Source organism: Hyunsoonleella pacifica (genome assembly GCF_004310335.1).
Classification (GTDB): Bacteria; Bacteroidota; Bacteroidia; order Flavobacteriales; family Flavobacteriaceae; genus Jejuia; species Jejuia pacifica.
This window is the reverse complement of sequence record NZ_SIRS01000003.1, coordinates 526,734-545,068: the sequence shown is the minus strand read 5'-3', so window position 1 is coordinate 545,068 and position 18,335 is coordinate 526,734. Positions and strand designations below refer to the sequence as shown.

General features: G+C 31.0%; 14 protein-coding genes. 5 read left to right on the top strand and 9 right to left on the bottom strand.

Annotated elements, in window-relative coordinates; all coding sequences use genetic code 11:
* Positions 1-100 precede the first annotated feature (100 nt).
* From EYD46_RS08565 to EYD46_RS08555, 3 genes are all read right to left on the bottom strand, one after another.
* Positions 101-2,911 (bottom strand): helix-turn-helix and ligand-binding sensor domain-containing protein, encoded by a 2,811-nt coding sequence (locus EYD46_RS08565; RefSeq protein ID WP_229731315.1) that lies wholly within the window; start codon positions 2,909-2,911, stop codon positions 101-103.
* A 111-nt stretch (positions 2,912-3,022) separates the two neighbouring features.
* Entirely contained in the window at positions 3,023-3,697 is a 675-nt protein-coding gene (locus EYD46_RS08560; RefSeq protein ID WP_165454362.1) for a head GIN domain-containing protein, read from the bottom strand.
* Between the two features lie 79 nt (positions 3,698-3,776).
* Entirely contained in the window at positions 3,777-4,073 is a 297-nt protein-coding gene (locus EYD46_RS08555) for a heavy metal-binding domain-containing protein (RefSeq protein ID WP_130936658.1), read from the bottom strand.
* A 117-nt stretch (positions 4,074-4,190) separates the two neighbouring features.
* Between EYD46_RS08555 and EYD46_RS08550 the strand changes: the two genes are divergently transcribed.
* Together EYD46_RS08550 and EYD46_RS08545 are read left to right on the top strand one after the other, a co-directional pair.
* Positions 4,191-5,846 (top strand): SulP family inorganic anion transporter, encoded by a 1,656-nt coding sequence (locus tag EYD46_RS08550; RefSeq protein ID WP_130936657.1) that lies wholly within the window; start codon positions 4,191-4,193, stop codon positions 5,844-5,846.
* Between the two features lie 205 nt (positions 5,847-6,051).
* On the top strand, positions 6,052-7,227 hold the full coding sequence (locus EYD46_RS08545; protein WP_130936656.1) for a Fic family protein: 1,176 nt from the start codon (positions 6,052-6,054) through the stop codon (positions 7,225-7,227).
* A gap of 3 nt (positions 7,228-7,230) precedes the next feature.
* Here the strand turns inward: EYD46_RS08545 and rnr are convergent, their stop codons facing one another.
* On the bottom strand, positions 7,231-9,471 hold the full coding sequence (gene rnr, locus EYD46_RS08540) for a ribonuclease R (protein WP_130936655.1): 2,241 nt from the start codon (positions 9,469-9,471) through the stop codon (positions 7,231-7,233).
* Between the two features lie 618 nt (positions 9,472-10,089).
* Here rnr and rpiB point away from each other — a divergent pair.
* The 3 genes from rpiB to EYD46_RS08525 all read left to right on the top strand — a co-directional run bounded on the left by rpiB (position 10,090) and on the right by EYD46_RS08525 (position 12,030).
* A complete protein-coding gene (rpiB, locus tag EYD46_RS08535; protein WP_130936654.1) occupies positions 10,090-10,524 on the top strand; it encodes a ribose 5-phosphate isomerase B in 435 nt (144 codons plus the stop codon).
* A 20-nt stretch (positions 10,525-10,544) separates the two neighbouring features.
* Entirely contained in the window at positions 10,545-11,465 is a 921-nt protein-coding gene (locus tag EYD46_RS08530; protein ID WP_130936653.1) for a cation diffusion facilitator family transporter, read from the top strand.
* Positions 11,466-11,586: 121 nt separating this feature from the next.
* Positions 11,587-12,030 (top strand): GNAT family N-acetyltransferase, encoded by a 444-nt coding sequence (locus EYD46_RS08525; RefSeq protein ID WP_130936652.1) that lies wholly within the window; start codon positions 11,587-11,589, stop codon positions 12,028-12,030.
* Here the strand turns inward: EYD46_RS08525 and EYD46_RS08520 are convergent.
* The 5 genes from EYD46_RS08520 to EYD46_RS08500 all read right to left on the bottom strand — a co-directional run bounded on the left by EYD46_RS08520 (position 12,027) and on the right by EYD46_RS08500 (position 18,291).
* Positions 12,027-13,370, bottom strand: coding sequence for a T9SS type B sorting domain-containing protein (locus EYD46_RS08520; RefSeq protein WP_165454361.1), 1,344 nt, complete (start codon positions 13,368-13,370; stop codon positions 12,027-12,029). The genes EYD46_RS08525 and EYD46_RS08520 overlap by 4 nt on opposite strands.
* A gap of 6 nt (positions 13,371-13,376) precedes the next feature.
* Positions 13,377-14,231, bottom strand: coding sequence for an OmpA family protein (locus tag EYD46_RS08515; RefSeq protein ID WP_130936650.1), 855 nt, complete (start codon positions 14,229-14,231; stop codon positions 13,377-13,379).
* 43 nt (positions 14,232-14,274) lie between these two features.
* Positions 14,275-15,909 carry a S41 family peptidase gene (locus EYD46_RS08510; RefSeq protein WP_130936649.1) on the bottom strand — a complete coding sequence of 545 codons (1,635 nt, stop codon included), beginning with the start codon at positions 15,907-15,909 and terminating at the stop codon, positions 14,275-14,277.
* A 6-nt stretch (positions 15,910-15,915) separates the two neighbouring features.
* Positions 15,916-16,293, bottom strand: a complete 378-nt coding sequence (gene rnpA, locus EYD46_RS08505; protein ID WP_130936648.1) for a ribonuclease P protein component — start codon at positions 16,291-16,293, stop codon at positions 15,916-15,918.
* Between the two features lie 171 nt (positions 16,294-16,464).
* Positions 16,465-18,291, bottom strand: a complete 1,827-nt coding sequence (locus EYD46_RS08500) for a M1 family metallopeptidase (RefSeq protein WP_130936647.1) — start codon at positions 18,289-18,291, stop codon at positions 16,465-16,467.
* Positions 18,292-18,335 lie beyond the last annotated feature (44 nt).

Genomic DNA, 18,335 nt, shown 5'->3' with positions numbered 1-18,335 from the left:
GGTTTTATAGGCTTTTTAGACGATTGCTGTGTGGTATCAAAAAAGACGAAAAGCAAAAATGTTGTGGTATTGTATAGGTATAATTGCGTAGTGTAGTGGATTAAATCTCCAGTATATAGTCAGATAAACTGGCTTCATGTGGTAAATTCATCTTTTTTCTAAGTCTATAACGCTTAACTTCAACACTTCTTGGTGAGATATTTAACAGTGGTGCTATCTCTTTTGAAGATAAGTTTAAACGTAAATAAGCACATAATCGTAGGTCATTAGATGTTAGGTTAGAATGGATGCTTTTTATTTTCTTTAAAAAGTCTTTGTCAGCATTATTAAAAGCTTCTTGAAACAAATTCCAATCGTCTGTATTGTTTAAGTTTTTATCAATTATTTTAATAACCTTATTTAATTTACTATCATCAACACTTTCTAATTCTTGTTTTAGACTGCTTAAAAATTCGTTCTTCTTAATTAGATTCATTGTAGAAATGCCTAATTCTCTATTTTTATTTTCTATATCTTCTTTTAGCTTATCATTTCTAAAACGCATTAATTGCTGTTTGTTTTCTAACTCTCTTAACTCAAACTCCCTAGTAGTTTTTTGCATTAAACGTTCCCTTTGTTTCCTGTAGTAGCGTTTGTAAACGTTATGCATAAATAACGAAAATAAAAGCACACCTAAAACATAAGCTGATATTGCTAGGTTTGATAAAAACCAGGGTCTTTCAATTCTGAAAGTAAAACTTGCATTATTTAGTGTAGTCTGGTTTCCAACTCTTCCACTTAATAAAAATGTATAACTTCCGTATGGTAAGTTTTTAAACAGTACACTTCCATTGGTTGACCAATTACTCCAACTATCATACATCCCTTCTAGTTTGTAACGGTATTCTGGTTTTTGTGTTTTAAGGTATTCAGAGATGCTATATGAAAACTGAATATTATTATCCTTATTCTCTAGTTCTAATTTATTAGATGTGTCTACAAATTGTGCTTTACTATTATTACCTAATCGACTAACTTCTACTTGGTCAATTTTAACTTCTGGCTCTTTAATAGTAAGTCTGTTTAAATCTATTATAGCATAACCTGTTGTAGACCCTAATAAAAATTGTTGATTATCTATTTGTGTAACACTCTCATATCCTACTACATCATTACGAACATCCTCAGGAAAGGATAATGTATATATCTTTTGTTCTCCACTTAACTTTGATGAGGTTAAATAATGTAGCCCTTTAGTTGAAAAACTCCAAAGCTTATTTGTTTTTGAATCTGATACCAACTTGGCTGAAGTGAAATTATCTTTATCTATTAATACACTTAAAAGACTATCTCTTTCAAATCCTTTTATATCTTTATTATACTTAAAAACCCCATGTCGTGTAGAATATAATACATTTGTATTGTGCCTAATAAGGCTAGAATGCATGCCTTTTTCAAATTCAGTATCGAGAGAAAATGAAGTTACCTCTGTAAAATCATCATTTAATTTTAATTTATATAAGCCTTTGTATTCATGGCTCATGTAAATATCATTTTTTCCTATAAACTCAAAATACCTAGTTGAAAGGTCGTAGTTTTTTATTTTATGTTTTAGTTGCCATTGTCCATTTTTCTCATGCAAAACACATAATCCCTCGTAGTTTCCTTGTATTAATTCCAAAGGGTCTTTAGTTAAAGGTTTTAATTGCCATGTCCCTTTTATTTCAGCAACTTTTGTTGCTATAGTATCGCTAATTGTAAATGTTCCGTTATTATGGCCACAAAATAAAGTGCCTTCAATTATTCCTAAAAACCACACTTGTCCTTGGGTTCCCTTAATAAATTTAAAGCTATCGTTTTTACTTAAATCCTTATAAAATAGGCCTTGATTTGTGCCTAAATATAACTTTCCGTTGTATACTTCAGATGCATAAACACTGCCTATCGTTCCTGTTTTATCAAAATAAATACTGTATGGAGAATTTAAATGTATACAGTTTATGCCATTATCCAGCCCTAACCAAAGATTACTTCCTTTATCCTCATGGATTGATAGTATGGTATTATTGCTTAATCCATTGGTTTGATCTATTTTAAGTTTTAAATCTCCTTCTGGAGAAAGTATAATAATCCCATTGGATATTGTGCCTAATGCATAGCTTTCGTCTTTTAGTTTAACACTGCTAAAAACACTTACATCAAGTAAAAAATCATTTGCTGGAATAACCCATGGTACTAATTGATTGTTTGTTAGTTTGAAAAAACCGCTATCTTGGGTTAATATTAGTATATCGCCTTTATGATTGTAAACATTAACAATAACATTGTCTTTAAGAGTTATGTCGTCAGAAACCAAAATAGCTCTTCCACTTTCTATTTTGAATAATCCTTTATTTAAGCTTTGGAAATAGAAATTTGAACCTTCTTGAAATAAACTTGTTATTTCTTCATCAAAATCTATTATTCTGTAAGATGTTGTCTTTTCATTATAAATATGAATGCGATCTAATGACTGAAAGATTATTGAATTATTTAATGCTTTAATATTCCAGAATTCTTCATCTTCAAAGAATTTTGTATTAAGCTCTTTTGAGAGGGATGTATAATTTAACTTTCCAAAGTTATCTCTTTTCCAATATCCAAAATCATGATAACTTCCTGTATATATTAAATCATCTAAAGCAAGAACTGTACGAAGGATTGTTTCATTTGGAGATTCGTATAAGCGCCATTTGGAACCATTATATTCCAATAAGCCTTTGTTGTTTGCTACAAAAATATGACGATTTTCCGCCTGTGAAATAGACCAATTTTGAGATGCAGCATTGTAATCTTTATGAGTAAAAACACTTATAGGAGGTCTTTCTTGCGCGGCAAGTTTTAAAAAGAAACCAAATATTAGAAATAGATAAAAATAGTTGGAGTTTGTCACAAATACAGGGTTGTTTAGTTCCCAAGGTAGTAAAAACAGGGGTTATAAACAACTATGTATAGTTTATGATGGTAAGAATTGTTATATAAAACAATAACCTATACAACTAAGCTATTCCATTCTTTTAATTCTTCCTCCTAATACTCTACTTTCATTTACCTCTTCAGGATTGCCATAAATATATATGTCTCCTCCTGCACGAACTTTTGCTGTGACTTTTTTTGTGGCATGTATGTAAGCCTCGCCAGCAGCTCTTATTGAAACTTCTGTGCGCTCAGTTTTTAAATCCTCTCCATGATAATCTCCTCCTGTGTAAATGGATATATCTTGATGTTTAGCTTTGCCTGAAGTGTGTATATCTCCTCCTGTTACTGCTCTTACATTTATATATTTCACATCTACATCAACTTTTATTTCAGCACCTTCCTGAGCGTTTAAGTCAATTTCAAATTGTTCAATAGTATCTTTAGAATAAACTTTTGCACCTTCATTAGCATCAATTACATCAATATTAGTGTAAAACAATTTTACTTTTGTATTACTACCATCAAAAGCTTCTTCAAGTTTCATTTTTATTTTTAATGTGCCATTCTTATTATTTACTAAAACATCTTTTTTGTTTTTACCTGTAATAACTACTTTATCTATATCAGACTTAATTAATTCTACTTCAATTAAATCGTATACTTTTAATTCGGTAAATTCTCCAACTGTTTTTTCAATATTATCTTGAGCTAGTGTTACAAAAGAAGTCATAAAAACTAGGAGGGACATTATTATTTTCATTGTTTTATATTTTTATTTCTGAAGGTAAAATTATCAATAATTATTCCATCATAGCTTTAATTTAAGAAAACATAAACATTTATGTAGCAATTTTTACAGCTGTTCCTACAACAGAAACAAAAAAATACATTGCTGAGGATGTTTCAAAATCTACTGTTATGCCTACAATTGCATTTGCACCTAACTTAGAAGCATTAGATTTTAAATTTTGAAATGCTTCTTCTTTAGCTTCGTTAATTAAGGAAGAGGTTATTTCTAAATTTTTCTCTGTTTTAAAGGAATACTTTTTCTTTAAATTACTAGAAACACCTGTAACAATTCCAAGGTAATCTTGAATTTTATAACCTTCTATTGTATCTGTTGTTGTTAAAACCATATTACTTTTTGTGTTGAGTTACTAAGATATAAATAATCATTAACAGTTTTGAATTGATTGATTTTAAAAAAATTTTGAATTAACTTCGTCGATATCCATTATAATTAATTATAACACATGCTTTCAAAATTCTATAATGTTAAAAATTTAAAAGGAGATTTTACAGGTGGTTTAGTTGCCGGCGTTGTTGCGCTTCCGCTTGCTTTAGCTTTTGGTGTGCAATCTGGTATGGGTGCTACTGCAGGGTTATACGGTGCTATTGCTGTTGGTATTTTTGCTGCAATGTTTGGTGGTACCGAAACCCAGGCTAGTGGTCCCACAGGACCTATGACGGTGGTTTCTGCAACTCTTGTTGCAGCTGCAATTGAGATGACAGGAAGCCTTGAAAATGCTATGGGTATCATTCTTGCTGCTTTTCTATTGGGTGGTTTATTCCAAGTTATTTTCGGGTTTTTAAATATTGCTGGTTATGTAAAATACTTTCCGTACCCTGTAGTTTCAGGTTTTATGAGTGGGGTAGGACTCATTATTGTTATTTTGCAACTCTTCCCTTTTGTGGGGTTAGGTTCTGCTAAATCTACTATAGCCGTTATCCAAGATTTACCAAGGCTTTTTACTGAAGTTAATATAAATGCACTCCTACTAGGTGCCATTACTATTTTAATTTACTTTGTGTTTCCTAAAGTTACTAAGGCTATACCTAGTGCTTTAGTTGCATTAATAGTAGCAACACTAATCGCTTATTTTGCTAAAATGGATGTGCCTCTAATTGGAGAAATTCCTTCTGGCTTACCATCCTTTCAATTGGGTGGTATTTTGGATATTGACTCTAGTGCTTACAGTACCATTTTAGAGTATGCAGTTGTTTTAGCTGTTTTAGGTAGTATAGATTCTTTATTAACATCTGTTATTGCAGATAATATGACTAAGACTAAACACAACAGTAATCGTGAATTAATAGGACAGGGTATTGGTAACATGCTCGCTGCTGCCATTGGTGGTATTCCTGGTGCTGGAGCTACAAAAGGTACTGTGGTTAATATTAATGCTGGCGGTAGAACACGCTTATCTGGTATTTTACACGGTCTATTTCTTTTGGCTGTATTATTAGGTTTAGGGCAATTAGCGGCTCATATACCGCTTTGTGTTTTGGCTGGTTTATTAATTCCTATAGGATTTAAAATTGTGGATTTTAAAGGACTAAAGCACTTATTAAAAGTACCACGAGCAGATGCTGTAGTTTTAATTTTGGTATTATTAATTACCACTTTTGGTAGTTTAATTCAAGCTGTTGGTATTGGTGTAGCTTTAGCGTGTTTACTATTCATGAAAAAATCGGGAGATATTAGCGAACAAGGTTTAGAAGTAGGAGCTGTGGCAGATATTGATGGCGATAAACCTTGGCAAGATGAAATAGAATTCTACGAAGCCTATAAAGATAAAGTGATTATAAAACACTTGTATGGCGCTTTATTTTTTGGATTTACTTCATACTTTAAAGACCAAATAAAAGGGCTACCAGATGAAGTAAAAGCAGTTATTTTAAGAATGGATCGTGTGCCTTATATGGACCAATCTGGCTTATATGCTTTAGAAGATACTATTTTCGATTTACGAAATGAAGGTATTGAAGTGCTTCTTGTTGGACTCAAAGAGCAACCTAAAGACATGTTGGTAGCTGTAGATATTATTCCAGATTTAGTGCCACAAGAAGATGTTTTTGAAGATATTGATGCTGCTTTTGGGTATTTGAAAGGGAAGTTGAAGGGGTAATTCGTAATACAAATATTAAAAGAGGAAACACCCTTGAAGTTGAAGTTAATAAATGTAATTATTGTAATCTAAAAAATGAAATGTTTCTACTCTAAAAATGAAATGTTTTTAACATTTTTTACTTTTTAAAAACTTAACTATCAATACATTACATAATTTAATATGAAATGTTATTAACATTAAAATGAAATAGTTACATTTGAATATGGAAATAATTTCGTCTTTCAATCATTATGATTTAAATTTAATTCAACCAAGTTTCGATAGTGAACTTACAAATCTGGTTGTGGAATTAGAAGGTTTACGGAATAAAGTTTTAAGAGGAACTACTAGACCCTTTATGTTTTTCCAAATTAAAGAAATATTTCATCTTTTAGAAAGTTTGGGCTCAGCAAGAATAGAAGGAAATAACACCACAATTGCTGAAATTATTGAAACTAGAATAGAAGAAGAAAATACACGAAAGACTCCAAGTAAAATTGAAATAGACAACCTTCAAAATGCAATGGAATTTATTGATGAAAATATTGATGACCATCCAATAAATAATTCATTCATAAGAGAGCTTCATAAAATAGTAGTAAAAGATTTACCATTGCCTCCTGAAGGAGAGGGAGATAAAACACCTGGTAAGTACAGAAATTACAGTGTTCAAATTAAAAAATCTTTTCATCAACCACCAGAATTAGAAAGTCAAATTCAATCATACATGGATGAACTAGTAGACTTTATACAAACGAATGATTCACCAAAGTACGATTTAATTAAAACAGCTCTTGCACATCACAGATTTATGTGGATCCACCCTTTCGGAAACGGGAACGGTAGAACAGGAAGACTCTTAACTTATGCTATGTTAGTAAAACAAGGCTTCAATATAAAGAAAGGTAAATTAATTAATCCGACAGCTATTTTCTGCCTTGATAGAGATTTATATAACGAAAAGTTATCCATTGCCGACAGTGGACGGGAAATAGGGTTAACTGAATGGTGTGAATTTGTTCTTAAAGGTTTAAAAAATGAAATTGAAAAAATTGATAAATTACTTGATTATAAATTTTTTAGAGAGGAAATCGTCATACCTGCATTAAAAATATCTTTAGATAGAAAATTAATTACTAATGTAGAAGAAAGTATTTTAAAATGGACTATTAGTAATAAAAGTCAAACAATCGTTAATAGTGATATTAGAAAAAATGTTTTAAAAAATAAAAGTACTCAGCAAATTTCTAATATTCTAAAGGGTCTTATCGAAAGAAAAATGTTAATGCCTTTCGAACATTCTCCAAGAAAATATTTTTTAAGGTTTGATAATAATTATCTTTTGCGAGGTATAATGCAGGTTCTAAAAGAAAAAGATTTTCTACCGCTACCTGAATAAGTATTACTCAGTAACCTTCCCCACCAAATTAAAATCCAAATGTTTCTTAACTAAATCGGTGTTTTTAACTTTTACAATCACTTCTTCCCCTAGTTGGTAACTCATTCCTGTACTTCTCCCCACCATAGCGTATAAATCTTGATCAAAAGCATAATGGTCATCTGTCATATCACGCACACTTACCATACCTTCACACTTATTAGAAATAATTTCTACGTAAATACCCCAATCGGTTACTCCAGAAATAACACCTATAAACTCTTCGTCTTTATGATCTTCCATAAAGCGAATTTGCATGTACTTTATAGAATCGCGTTCTGCTTTTGTGGCTAACATTTCCATGTTACTGGAATGTTGACATTTCTCTTCATAATCAGCTTCATTAGCAGATTTTCCACCATCTAAATAATGTTGTAATAAGCGATGTGCCATCACATCAGGATAACGACGAATAGGCGAGGTAAAATGGCTGTAATAATCAAAGGCCAACCCATAATGTCCAATGTTATGCGTAGTGTATTCTGCCTTACTCATACTGCGTATCGCCAAGGTATCTACCAAATTTTGCTCCTTTTTACCTACTACTTCTTTTAAAAGGTTGTTTAAAGAAGCCGTTGTAGATTTTCTGTCTTTAAAATTGAGTTTATACCCGAAGCGGCTAACTACATTTTGTAACGATGCTAATTTACTTTCATCTGGTTCGTCATGCACACGATATACAAATATTTTTTTCGGAGATTGTTTACCAATAAATTCCGATACTTTACGGTTTGCTAACAACATAAATTCTTCTATCAATTTATTAGCATCTTTACTGGTTTTAAAAAATACACCAGCAGGGTTATTATCCTCATCTAAATTGAATTTCACTTCAACTTTATCAAAAGAGATAGCACCTGAGCTCATACGTTTTTGGCGCATAATTTTAGCTAGTCTATCTAAGGTTAAAATTGCTTTTGCTAGTTCTGGTGTAGTATTATATGTTTTTTCTGTGAGTGAAACTTCTTTTGGTATAAGTGTTTTAATTGATGAGATTCCTGCCTTCGCAGGAATGACAAAATCGTGATTCTGTTCGATAACTGCCTGCGCTTCTTCGTAAGCATAGCGCGCATCACTATACGTAACTGTTCTACCAAACCATTCGTTTTTAATTTCAGCTTTATCATTTATTTGAAACACTGCAGAAAAGGTATACTTCTCTTCATGTGGTCTCAACGAACAGGCGTTATTTGATAATACTTCTGGTAACATTGGTACTACGCGATCTACCAAATAAATAGAGGTTGCTCGCTCGTAAGCTTCGTCATCTAAAATGGTACCTTCTTGTAAATAATGTGATACATCAGCAATATGAATACCTATCTCATATAAACCGTTATCTAATACTTCAAAAGATAAGGCATCATCAAAATCTTTAGCATCTTTAGGGTCTATGGTAAAGGTTAAATCTTTACGCATATCTCTACGTTTGGCTATTTCAGACTGGGTAATAGATGTATCTAATTCGTTTGCAAATACTTCAACTTCATGAGGAAATTCTTGAGGTAAACCATATTCTGCTAAAATGGCATGTATTTCTGTGCTATGTTCTCCTGGTTTACCTAAAATTTGTTTCACTTTACCGTAAGGAGAATCTGCATTTTCTGGCCAGTCTTCTAGTGTTACTAATACTTTATCGCCATCTTCTGCTTTTAAAGTTTTATTGATAGGTACAAAAATATCTTTGTACATCTTATTATTATCTGGTATTACAAACGCATAATTACTATTCTTTTGAATTTGAATTACCCCTACATACTCTGATTTAGCACGTTTTATAATGTTGGTAATCTCTCCTTCTATTTTTCCTCGTTTACGCCTTTTGTAGGCATAGAATTCTACTTCATCACCATCTAACGCCTTATTAATATTATTAGATGCTATAAATACATCTTCATCAAAATCATCACAGATAATATAACCTGTTCCTTTACCAGACATATCTAAAATCCCTGTATGATATTTTGCATTAATAATTGCTTTAAACTTACCTCTATCTACTTGTTCTATCTCTTGTTTTGCAGCAAGTTTAGCTAAAGTTTTTATAATTTGGTTGCGGCTACTGGCGTCATTTACACCAAGTTTAGCAGCTATTTGTTTGTAGTTAAAGGCTTGGTTTCTGTCCTTTTTTAGTATACTTAAAATTGTATTTGTAAGATTCGATATTTTATTATTTGATCTTTTTCGTTTTTTCTTTCTTGCCATTTAAATAGTTGTAATCATTTCATTTCCTAAAAAGTGTTAGGAATTCATTCTATAAAACTTGATAATTAAGCATAGTGAAGATATCAAGTTTTTACAAAACTACGGTTTTAATATTAAACTGTAGTTTTTATGTTAAATTCAAAATTATCCACATTATATATTATATAAATATTTTCTTTTTAAAATTTAAAAAAATAAATGATGATTATAATAGTGTGTTAATAACGGTATAACTTTTTTAGGTATTATTTTGAAATATATTTTATTGAATATTGTTGATAGGTAATTAACAGCTTTAATAATTGTAATATCTTAAAATCTAGTTGATTTCAATTTTCTATTAACAATTGTGGAAAACCATTACTAACAATAATTGTTTATTATTTAAGGCTATTAACATAACTTAAAACTATACGTTGTATTGCTGATAACTTAACCAAAAATTTACATTAACTAATTTGGATGTTAACTAAAGGTTATGGATTGAAATTTTTAAATGATTTTCCTAATTATTTTTATCAAATTTCATCAAGAGATATTAACAAGTCATTAAAAGGCTAGTTAACAGTATTAGTATTTAGTAACTTTGCATTGTAAAATTACTTATTTAATACTATCATGACAATATCAATAGGAAATGATCACGCAGGTACAGATTATAAGTTCGCTATTAAAGACTATTTAGAAAGTAAGGGACATACTGTTAATAATTTTGGTACCGATGTGCATGATAGTGTAGATTATCCAGATTTTGTGCATCCTGTTGCCAAAACTATTGTAGATAAATCTGCTGATTTTGGCATACTTATTTGTGGTAGTGCTAATGGTGTAGCAATGACAGCAAATAAATACCAAGAGATTAGAGCTGGTTTATGTTGGACAAAAGAAATTGTAGAACTTATTCGCCAACATAATAATGCTAATATGCTTTGTATTCCTGCGCGTTTTACTGCTATACCACAAGCTATACAAATGGTAGAAACGTTTTTAGATACTAATTTTGAAGGTGGAAGACATCAAAATCGAATAGATAAAATTCCGTTATCTTGTTAATTTATTTTTATTAAACATAGATGGGTCATTCTCATGATCATAATCACATACACCATCATCATAACGACTTAAAAGGGCGTAATCTTTTTATTTCTATTTTACTTAATATAGTTATTACTGTAGCTCAGGTTATTGGTGGTATTATATCTGGAAGTTTATCTTTATTAAGTGATGCACTTCATAATTTTAGTGATGTTTTATCTCTAATAGTTAGTTATATAGCTAACCGGCTTGCAAAACGAAAAGCATCTAATAAAAAAACATTTGGTTATAAACGTGCTGAAATTTTAGCTGCTTTTATTAATGCTGCAACTTTAATAATTGTTGCTATTTTATTAATAATTGAAGCTGTTGAGCGTTTTCAAAATCCACAAAAAATAGCATCTAACTTAGTTATTTGGCTATCTTTTATTGCTATTTTAGGTAATGGTTTTAGCGTATTATTATTAAAAAAAGATGCTAAGGCTAACATGAATATGAAAAGTGCTTACTTACATTTATTAACAGATATGATGGCTAGTGTAGCTGTGTTAATAGGTGGTTTGTTAATGAAATATTTTGATTTGTTTTGGGTAGATAGTGTATTAACTTTTGCTATTGCTTTATATTTAATTTGGATGGGGTGGGATTTATTAAAAAACTCTACTAAGGTTTTAATGTTGTTTACTCCTGATAGTATTCCTATTCAAAAGATTGTAGATGAAATAAATACATTTGATTCAGTAAAAAATACGCATCACGTACATGTGTGGCAGCTTAATGAAGATGAAATTCATTTGGAAGCTCATATTGATTTTTATGAGGATATTACGTTATCAAAATTTGATGCTATTTTAAAAGATATTGAAACATTGGTTTTAGATAAATATGATATTAACCATGTAAATATTCAACCAGAATATGGTAAGGATGATGCAAAAGAAGTGATTGTACAGGATTAAACTATAATTTTAGCTGATAGTTGCGCTAGGGATTGCAGCGGCATCCTTTTTTGAAGTATGATAAAAAGATATAGTGGAAAGCCCGACCCTTGTGGTAGCGCCCAAATAGAAATTTCTTTATATGAAAGTTATTGTAAAAACATTTGATGAGTTAACTACCCAAGAATTGTATGATGTTTTGCAATTACGTAGTGCAGTTTTTGTTGTGGAGCAAGATTGTGTTTACCAAGATATTGATGGAAAAGATCAAAAAGCACTGCATGTTTTAGGTTATAAAACCAATATTTTAGCTGCTTATACTAGAGTATTTAAACCTGGTGATTATTTTGATAAAGCTAGTATTGGTAGAGTGGTGGTTACACATAGTGAAAGAGCTCATAAATATGGATATATAATTATGGAAGCATCTATTGAGGCTATAAAAACACACTTTAAGGAAACTAAACTAAAAATTTCTGCGCAATCGCATTTAAGACATTTTTATAATAATTTAGGATTTAAGCAAAAAGGAGAGGAGTATATGGAAGATGGTATTCCGCATATTGCTATGGTTAAGGATAATTAACGTTTTAAGGCAAAATACCCTCTTACGATTTCTCTACTGTTAAGAACAATTTCGTACCAATAACTGTCGTTAGGTAAAAGCTTTCCATTAAATATACCATTCCAACTTTGAGTTTTTGATGGTAAAAATTTTAGAAGTTTTCCATGTCTATTATAAATAGTAATACTATTAATTAAGTTATTAGGATCTGTAATTTTCCAAACATCATTAATACCATCATTATTAGGGGTAAAATACTTTGGAATTAGATAGGGTTTGTTTGATATGATAATGTTAAAACTACTTTGGTTATTAAAACAGTTATCTTCATTATATATGTAAATAGTTTGTGTTTTAGTAATGGTATCTCCTTCGTTAAGCAGGTTACCACTTGCTAAAATTCCGGTATAATAATCGCCATTATTTAAAGGCGGTAATATAAAAGAAGCTCCTATAAAATTATCTAAAACATCTACAGGCACTTTTTCATTACACGCATTTATTGATTCTACGTAATGTTGATAATTTGTTGGTATCCATGTGGAATGATTATTCATTATATTATCAACTATTACACAAGTTAAACTTGTATTTCCATCAAAATTCATTGCAGTAACATTAAGGTTATTACCATTGCTTATATTTAAATAACACAATTGATTGTTATTGCAATCTAGCTCTATAAGTTCTGATTGTAGTGAAGCGTCAAGTTCGCCTATACTATTATTAGAACAATTTAGAATACTTATCGAGGTATTATTAGAAATGTCTAGATCAACTATTTGGTTATTACTACAATTTAGTTCTGATATTTCTGGATTATTTGATATATCTAAACTTGTTAATAGGTTATTACCACAAACCAAGCGGTTTAATTCTGTATTTGAAGATAGATCTAAATTAGGAATTGTATTGTTTTCACATGTTAGTACATTTAATTCTGGATTGTTAGATAGGTTTAGTGTTGTTAAACTATTCCCGTCACATCGCAGCGATATTAAATTTTGATTATTACTTACGTTTAGATTAGGTAATGCATTATTAAAACACCATAAAATTTGAAGATTTGTATTAGTACTAATATCAATAGTTGTAAGTAAATTGTTTTCAACAAACAGTTGATTTAAAGCAGTAAAACCCTCTATTCCCGTTAAATCTTGGATACCTCTATTATCAATGGTTAAACTTGTAACACTAGTAATATTAGCGGTAGGTACAAAGTCATCCAATGGTGCTGTATCTAAACCTAAATCAATCAATGCTTGTTCGAAATTATCGTCTGGAACAAAAGTTTGCGTAAACCCTGTTTTAAAAAAGAGAAGTGTAATACAACATAATAGTGAATATAATTTGAGAGACATTCTCATTTACTTTGCGTTATTACCTACATAGGTAATTACAATTTCAACGCGTCTATCAAATTCTGGATCGCCACCTAACGGGAATTTTCTACGCATACCTATATAGCGCATACGTCTCTTATCTACGCCTTTTTTAACAAAATAGTCGTAAACATATTTTGCTCTAGCTACTGATAAATTGCGTTTTTTAGTTCTTTTATCAACGGCGTCTCTTGTATATTGTGTACAACAAACATGACCTTGAATAGTAAAGTAAATATCGTCGCGTTCCACAAGAGCTTTAGCGATATCCTCTAAAGTTTTCTTAGATTTTGAAACAACAGTACTATAACCTGTCTTAAAGAGGATATCTTTAAAAATTATTTTATCGCCTATTTCTAAATTACCTTTTATTTGCTCTGTTACCGTAGGATCTTCAACAATTATTTCTTCTACTTTAACCTCAGGTTCTTTTACTTTTTCTGTAACAATTATTTCTACTTTTCTATTAAGCCCTCTTATTTTTAAAATGTCTTTTTCATTGACAATTTTTAATAATATTTCTCCCTTCCCATCAACATTTCTAATAAGGGATTCGCTTATTTCATTATTAGCAAAAATGGTTTTAATGGCATCAGCACGTTGTTGAGATAATACCATATTATAGGAATTAGCTCCTACATCATCACAAAAACCATAAATAGTAATAGTTTCTATTTCAATATCCTGAAGTTTAGAAATAAAAAGTAATAACCGATTTTCTTCGGTTTTGGGTACTACAAATTCATCTGTATTAAAATACACGTCATGAGTGTATTGTGTTTGAGAAAACACAACACTCATTTGAAAGCATAACAATATGATTACAAGTGGTCTATGCATTCTGGGGAGCTATTGATTGATAAAGATAGTATTTTTTAAAAATTTACCTTAAATAATCCATGTACGTCATAGTATTTCCGAGGATTTGCGTACTTTTTTGAATATGGGCGTCATTATTCTTATAGTATTCATACAAACCTTCACGGTAGGCATAACGTTTTACAATTTCTTCTGTAAGAGATTTTAAAATAAAATTTTTATGTTCATTTATAGCCTCATTTTTTGATGTTTTTAATGCAGAAACAAGCACTTCATAATCGTCTTTAATAGCATCATTTAAATTTTCGTTAATAGACGTTTCGTAGGCTTTATAAAGTGCTTTTTCCGTATCAGTAGTAAATGAAAAATTATTTTTCTTTAAATAACTTTTAAAATCATTAAAATCGGTATCAGTTAATTTAAAGTTAGCCATACTTAAAGACGGGTGTTTATAATAGTAAGCTGTAGCAAAATCAAAAATTAAACCGCTTTTTAGAATAGCTTTAGTAATGGTAGTATTTTTAATTTTATTGACGGTAACATCAGGAAAAACACCACCGCCATCAAATACTTTACGTCCGTTTTTTGTTTTAAATTCGTTATAGTTTTCTTGCTTTACTCTTACCGCCTCTCCATTTTCATTTCTGTTCCAATAATCTAAAGATTGAATACACCTTCCAGAAGGGGTATAATATCTAGAAATAGTAATTTTTACTTGAGTGCCATAAGTAAGTCGCTTAGGCCGTTGCACTAAGCCTTTACCAAAACTTCGGTTTCCAACAATAACAGCACGGTCTAAATCTTGTAACGTTCCAGATACTATTTCACTTGCAGATGCACTTGAACCATCAATTAATACGACTAAAGGAATTTCTGTATCCAAGGGCGCTCTACTTGTAAAAAACTGCTTATTGTATTTTTTTACTTTAGACTTTGTGGTAACAACTAATTGTCCCTTAGGTACAAATAAGTTTACAATATTTACGGCTTCATTTAACAGTCCACCAGGATTACCTCTTAAGTCTAGAATAATACGTTCTGCGCCTTGGACTTTTAAATCTCTAACAGCATAACTGGTTTCTGCGGATGCTTTTCTATTAAACTTAGTTAAAACCACATAGCCTGTTTTACTATCTACCATAGAATAATGTGGCACTGCTTTTATTTCTACTTCAGCACGTTCAATAGTTGCTGTTTTAGTTTGATTGTTACGTTTAAATGTTACTGCCACTGTGCTTCCAGATGCGCCTTGTAATAAGTTACCTGAATCTTCTTTGTAATCTGAAACCATTATGTTTCCAACCTTAATAATTTCATCTCCAGCTTTTAAACCAGCTTTATCTGCGGGATAATCTTTATAAGGCTCTACTATTACAAGTTTATCTTTTAGTGTTTTTACGCGCGCACCAATACCTGTATAGTCTCCTGTATTATTTATTCTGGCGGCTTCCACGTCTTGTTCGTTCATAAAACGTGTGTAAGGATCTAGGTCATCCAGCATACTTTTTATGGCGGTATCCATCAAGTCGGCAGGATTGGTCTCGTCGACATAATTCATATTGATTTCTTTGTATAGCGTAGTAAAAATTTCAATTTGCTTAGCTATTTCAAAAAAATCGTTTTTAAATGCTGTTGTGCTTATAAAAACGATGCATAAAAATGCTGGTATGATTATTTTCTTTTTGAGTAATTGTCTCATAATTATTTAATCTGGATGTATTTTACTTAAAAATTTTTCAAATAAACGTTTCATGCTGTTTTCAACTTGTACATAAGTAGGTTTCTCTTTACCAATATACAGAATCATAAACGCATATTGCGTTGATAAATTGTTAAAAAAAGAGGCTTTATTAAGTCGGTAAGCCTCTCTTAACAAACGTTTTATACGGTTTCTGTCTACTGCCGTTTTAAAATGTCGTTTGGACACCGAAACACCTGTTTTAGCTATTACATTATCTTCAAAAGTAGTGCCTAAATACACTAAGCGTAACGGAAAAGCAGAAACGGATTCCCCCTCGGCAAATAATTGTTCGATGAGCTTTTTGCTTTTTAGTTTTTCTTTTTTTGAATAGGTTAATTTCAAGAGCCCTTTATTTTGGAGTTAAAGGTAGTGAAATCAAAAAATAAGAGTCTTTATTTCCAATAATTAAAACGAATCATTTAAAATTTCAATTGATTTTTTTAGTGTGATTATAATCGTATAAGGAGACAGAAAAATAGTATTATTAAGAAGCCAAACCACCAAAATAGCGATTTATTTTTTGTCTAAAGTATTATCAGTTTTATTTACATCAGCCATAAACCCACTAGGGTCAATTTGCACTGACTTTATAATTTTTGAGGTTGTAAATTCGTAAGTAGGATATGCCCAAGCCCAATCTTTTATTGTTGTGGCAGATGTTGGTTTTTTGCCACGCATCATTTGTAAAGGAATATAGAAATCTTCGGTAGAACCATCGGTATATACCACTTTAAGATCTATAGGCATTGGTATTAACCCCTTACGCTCTAAAGTAATGCTATTGTTTTCAACAGCCTTAATAGCGTAATCAATTGTGTTTGTAGTTTTTGCAAAATCAGTTAAATACCAATCTAATTCTAAACCAGACACCTTTTCAGCTACGCGTATAAAATCATTTGGTGTTGGGTGTTTAAATGCCCAATCTTTAAAAAATTGTTTAATGGTTTTTTTAAGGTTTTCATTACCAATAATGTAACCTAGTTGCGCCATAAACACTTCTCCTTTACTGTAAGCAGAAATACCATAAGATTGATTATACTCATACCTATCTGCATGTGTAGTTAGTGGTTGCTCTTTGCCAGAGTTGGCTAAGAAAAGATAGCCTTTATATGCGTTTTCTGAAGGATTAGGGTTCTTTTTATTAAATATATCGTTCATAGCCCAGTGGCTAATGTAGCTTGTGAACCCTTCATCCATCCATTCGTGTTTTGCTTCATTTGTAGCTAACAAAAACTGAAACCAAGTATGTGCCATTTCGTGTGCGGTTACTCCAACTAGACTACCAAAATTTCGATTTCCTGTAATTAGAGTAGACATGGCGTATTCCATGCCTCCATCTCCACCTTGAATTATAGAATATTGTTTATAAGGATATTGGCCAATATGCGCACTAAAATATTGCATTAATTCAACAGCTTTGGGTTGCATTTTTTTCCAATTTTCTAGCTTATCGTTTTCTAAAGTGTTTTTGTAATAGAAATTTAAAAGCGGTCCATTAGGTACTTGCATTGTATCATGGATGTAATCAGGATCTGCTGCCCATGTAAAATCATGTACATTCGGTGCTTTAAAAAGAAGTGTTTTTTTAGTACCATTTTCTTTTTCATTTTCAAGATATCCTGTGCCGCCAACTACATAGTTTTTGTTAATAGTTAGTTCTACTTCAAAGTTACCCCAAACACCATGAAACTCTCTTCCTATGTATGGATCGGCATGCCAACCTTCAAAGTCATATTCTGCTAATTTGGGATACCATTGCGTCATCGAAAGCGCAACACCTTCTTTGTTATTTCTTCCAGAACGGCGAATTTGTACGGGCACTTGTGCATCAAAATCCATAGAAAAGGTTACGCTTTCTCCCGGTTTAATAGGAGTATTTAAATCTACTTCTAATACAGTTCCTACTGTGTTATAATTAATAGAGTTGCCATTTTGTTTTAAAGCATTTACTTTTATATACCCTATTTCATTTGGTTTTAGTTTGCTTATTCTATCTCCTACTCTAGGATCGGGATCTACTATTGTTCTTGAACGTACATCCATTTCGCTTCCAGGTTGAAAAGCATTGAAATATAAATGATAAAACACCTTATCTAAAACATCTGGTGAGTTGTTTGTATAAACTAATTCTTGTTTGCCTTTATATTGATAGGTGTTTACATCCATATCAATTTCCATTTTATAGTCTACATGCTGTTGCCAATAGCCAGACGTAGATGATGGTGCTATTGAAATAGTTTGAGGTACTTCAGGCGTGTTTGGTGTTGTAATTACATCTTTAGTACTAGAACACGCAACAATTGTTAAAAAAACAAGTATGTAAACAAGAACTCTTTTCATATTATATCTATTAAAAAAGTTGCTTTAAAACATGTTTAAAAGCA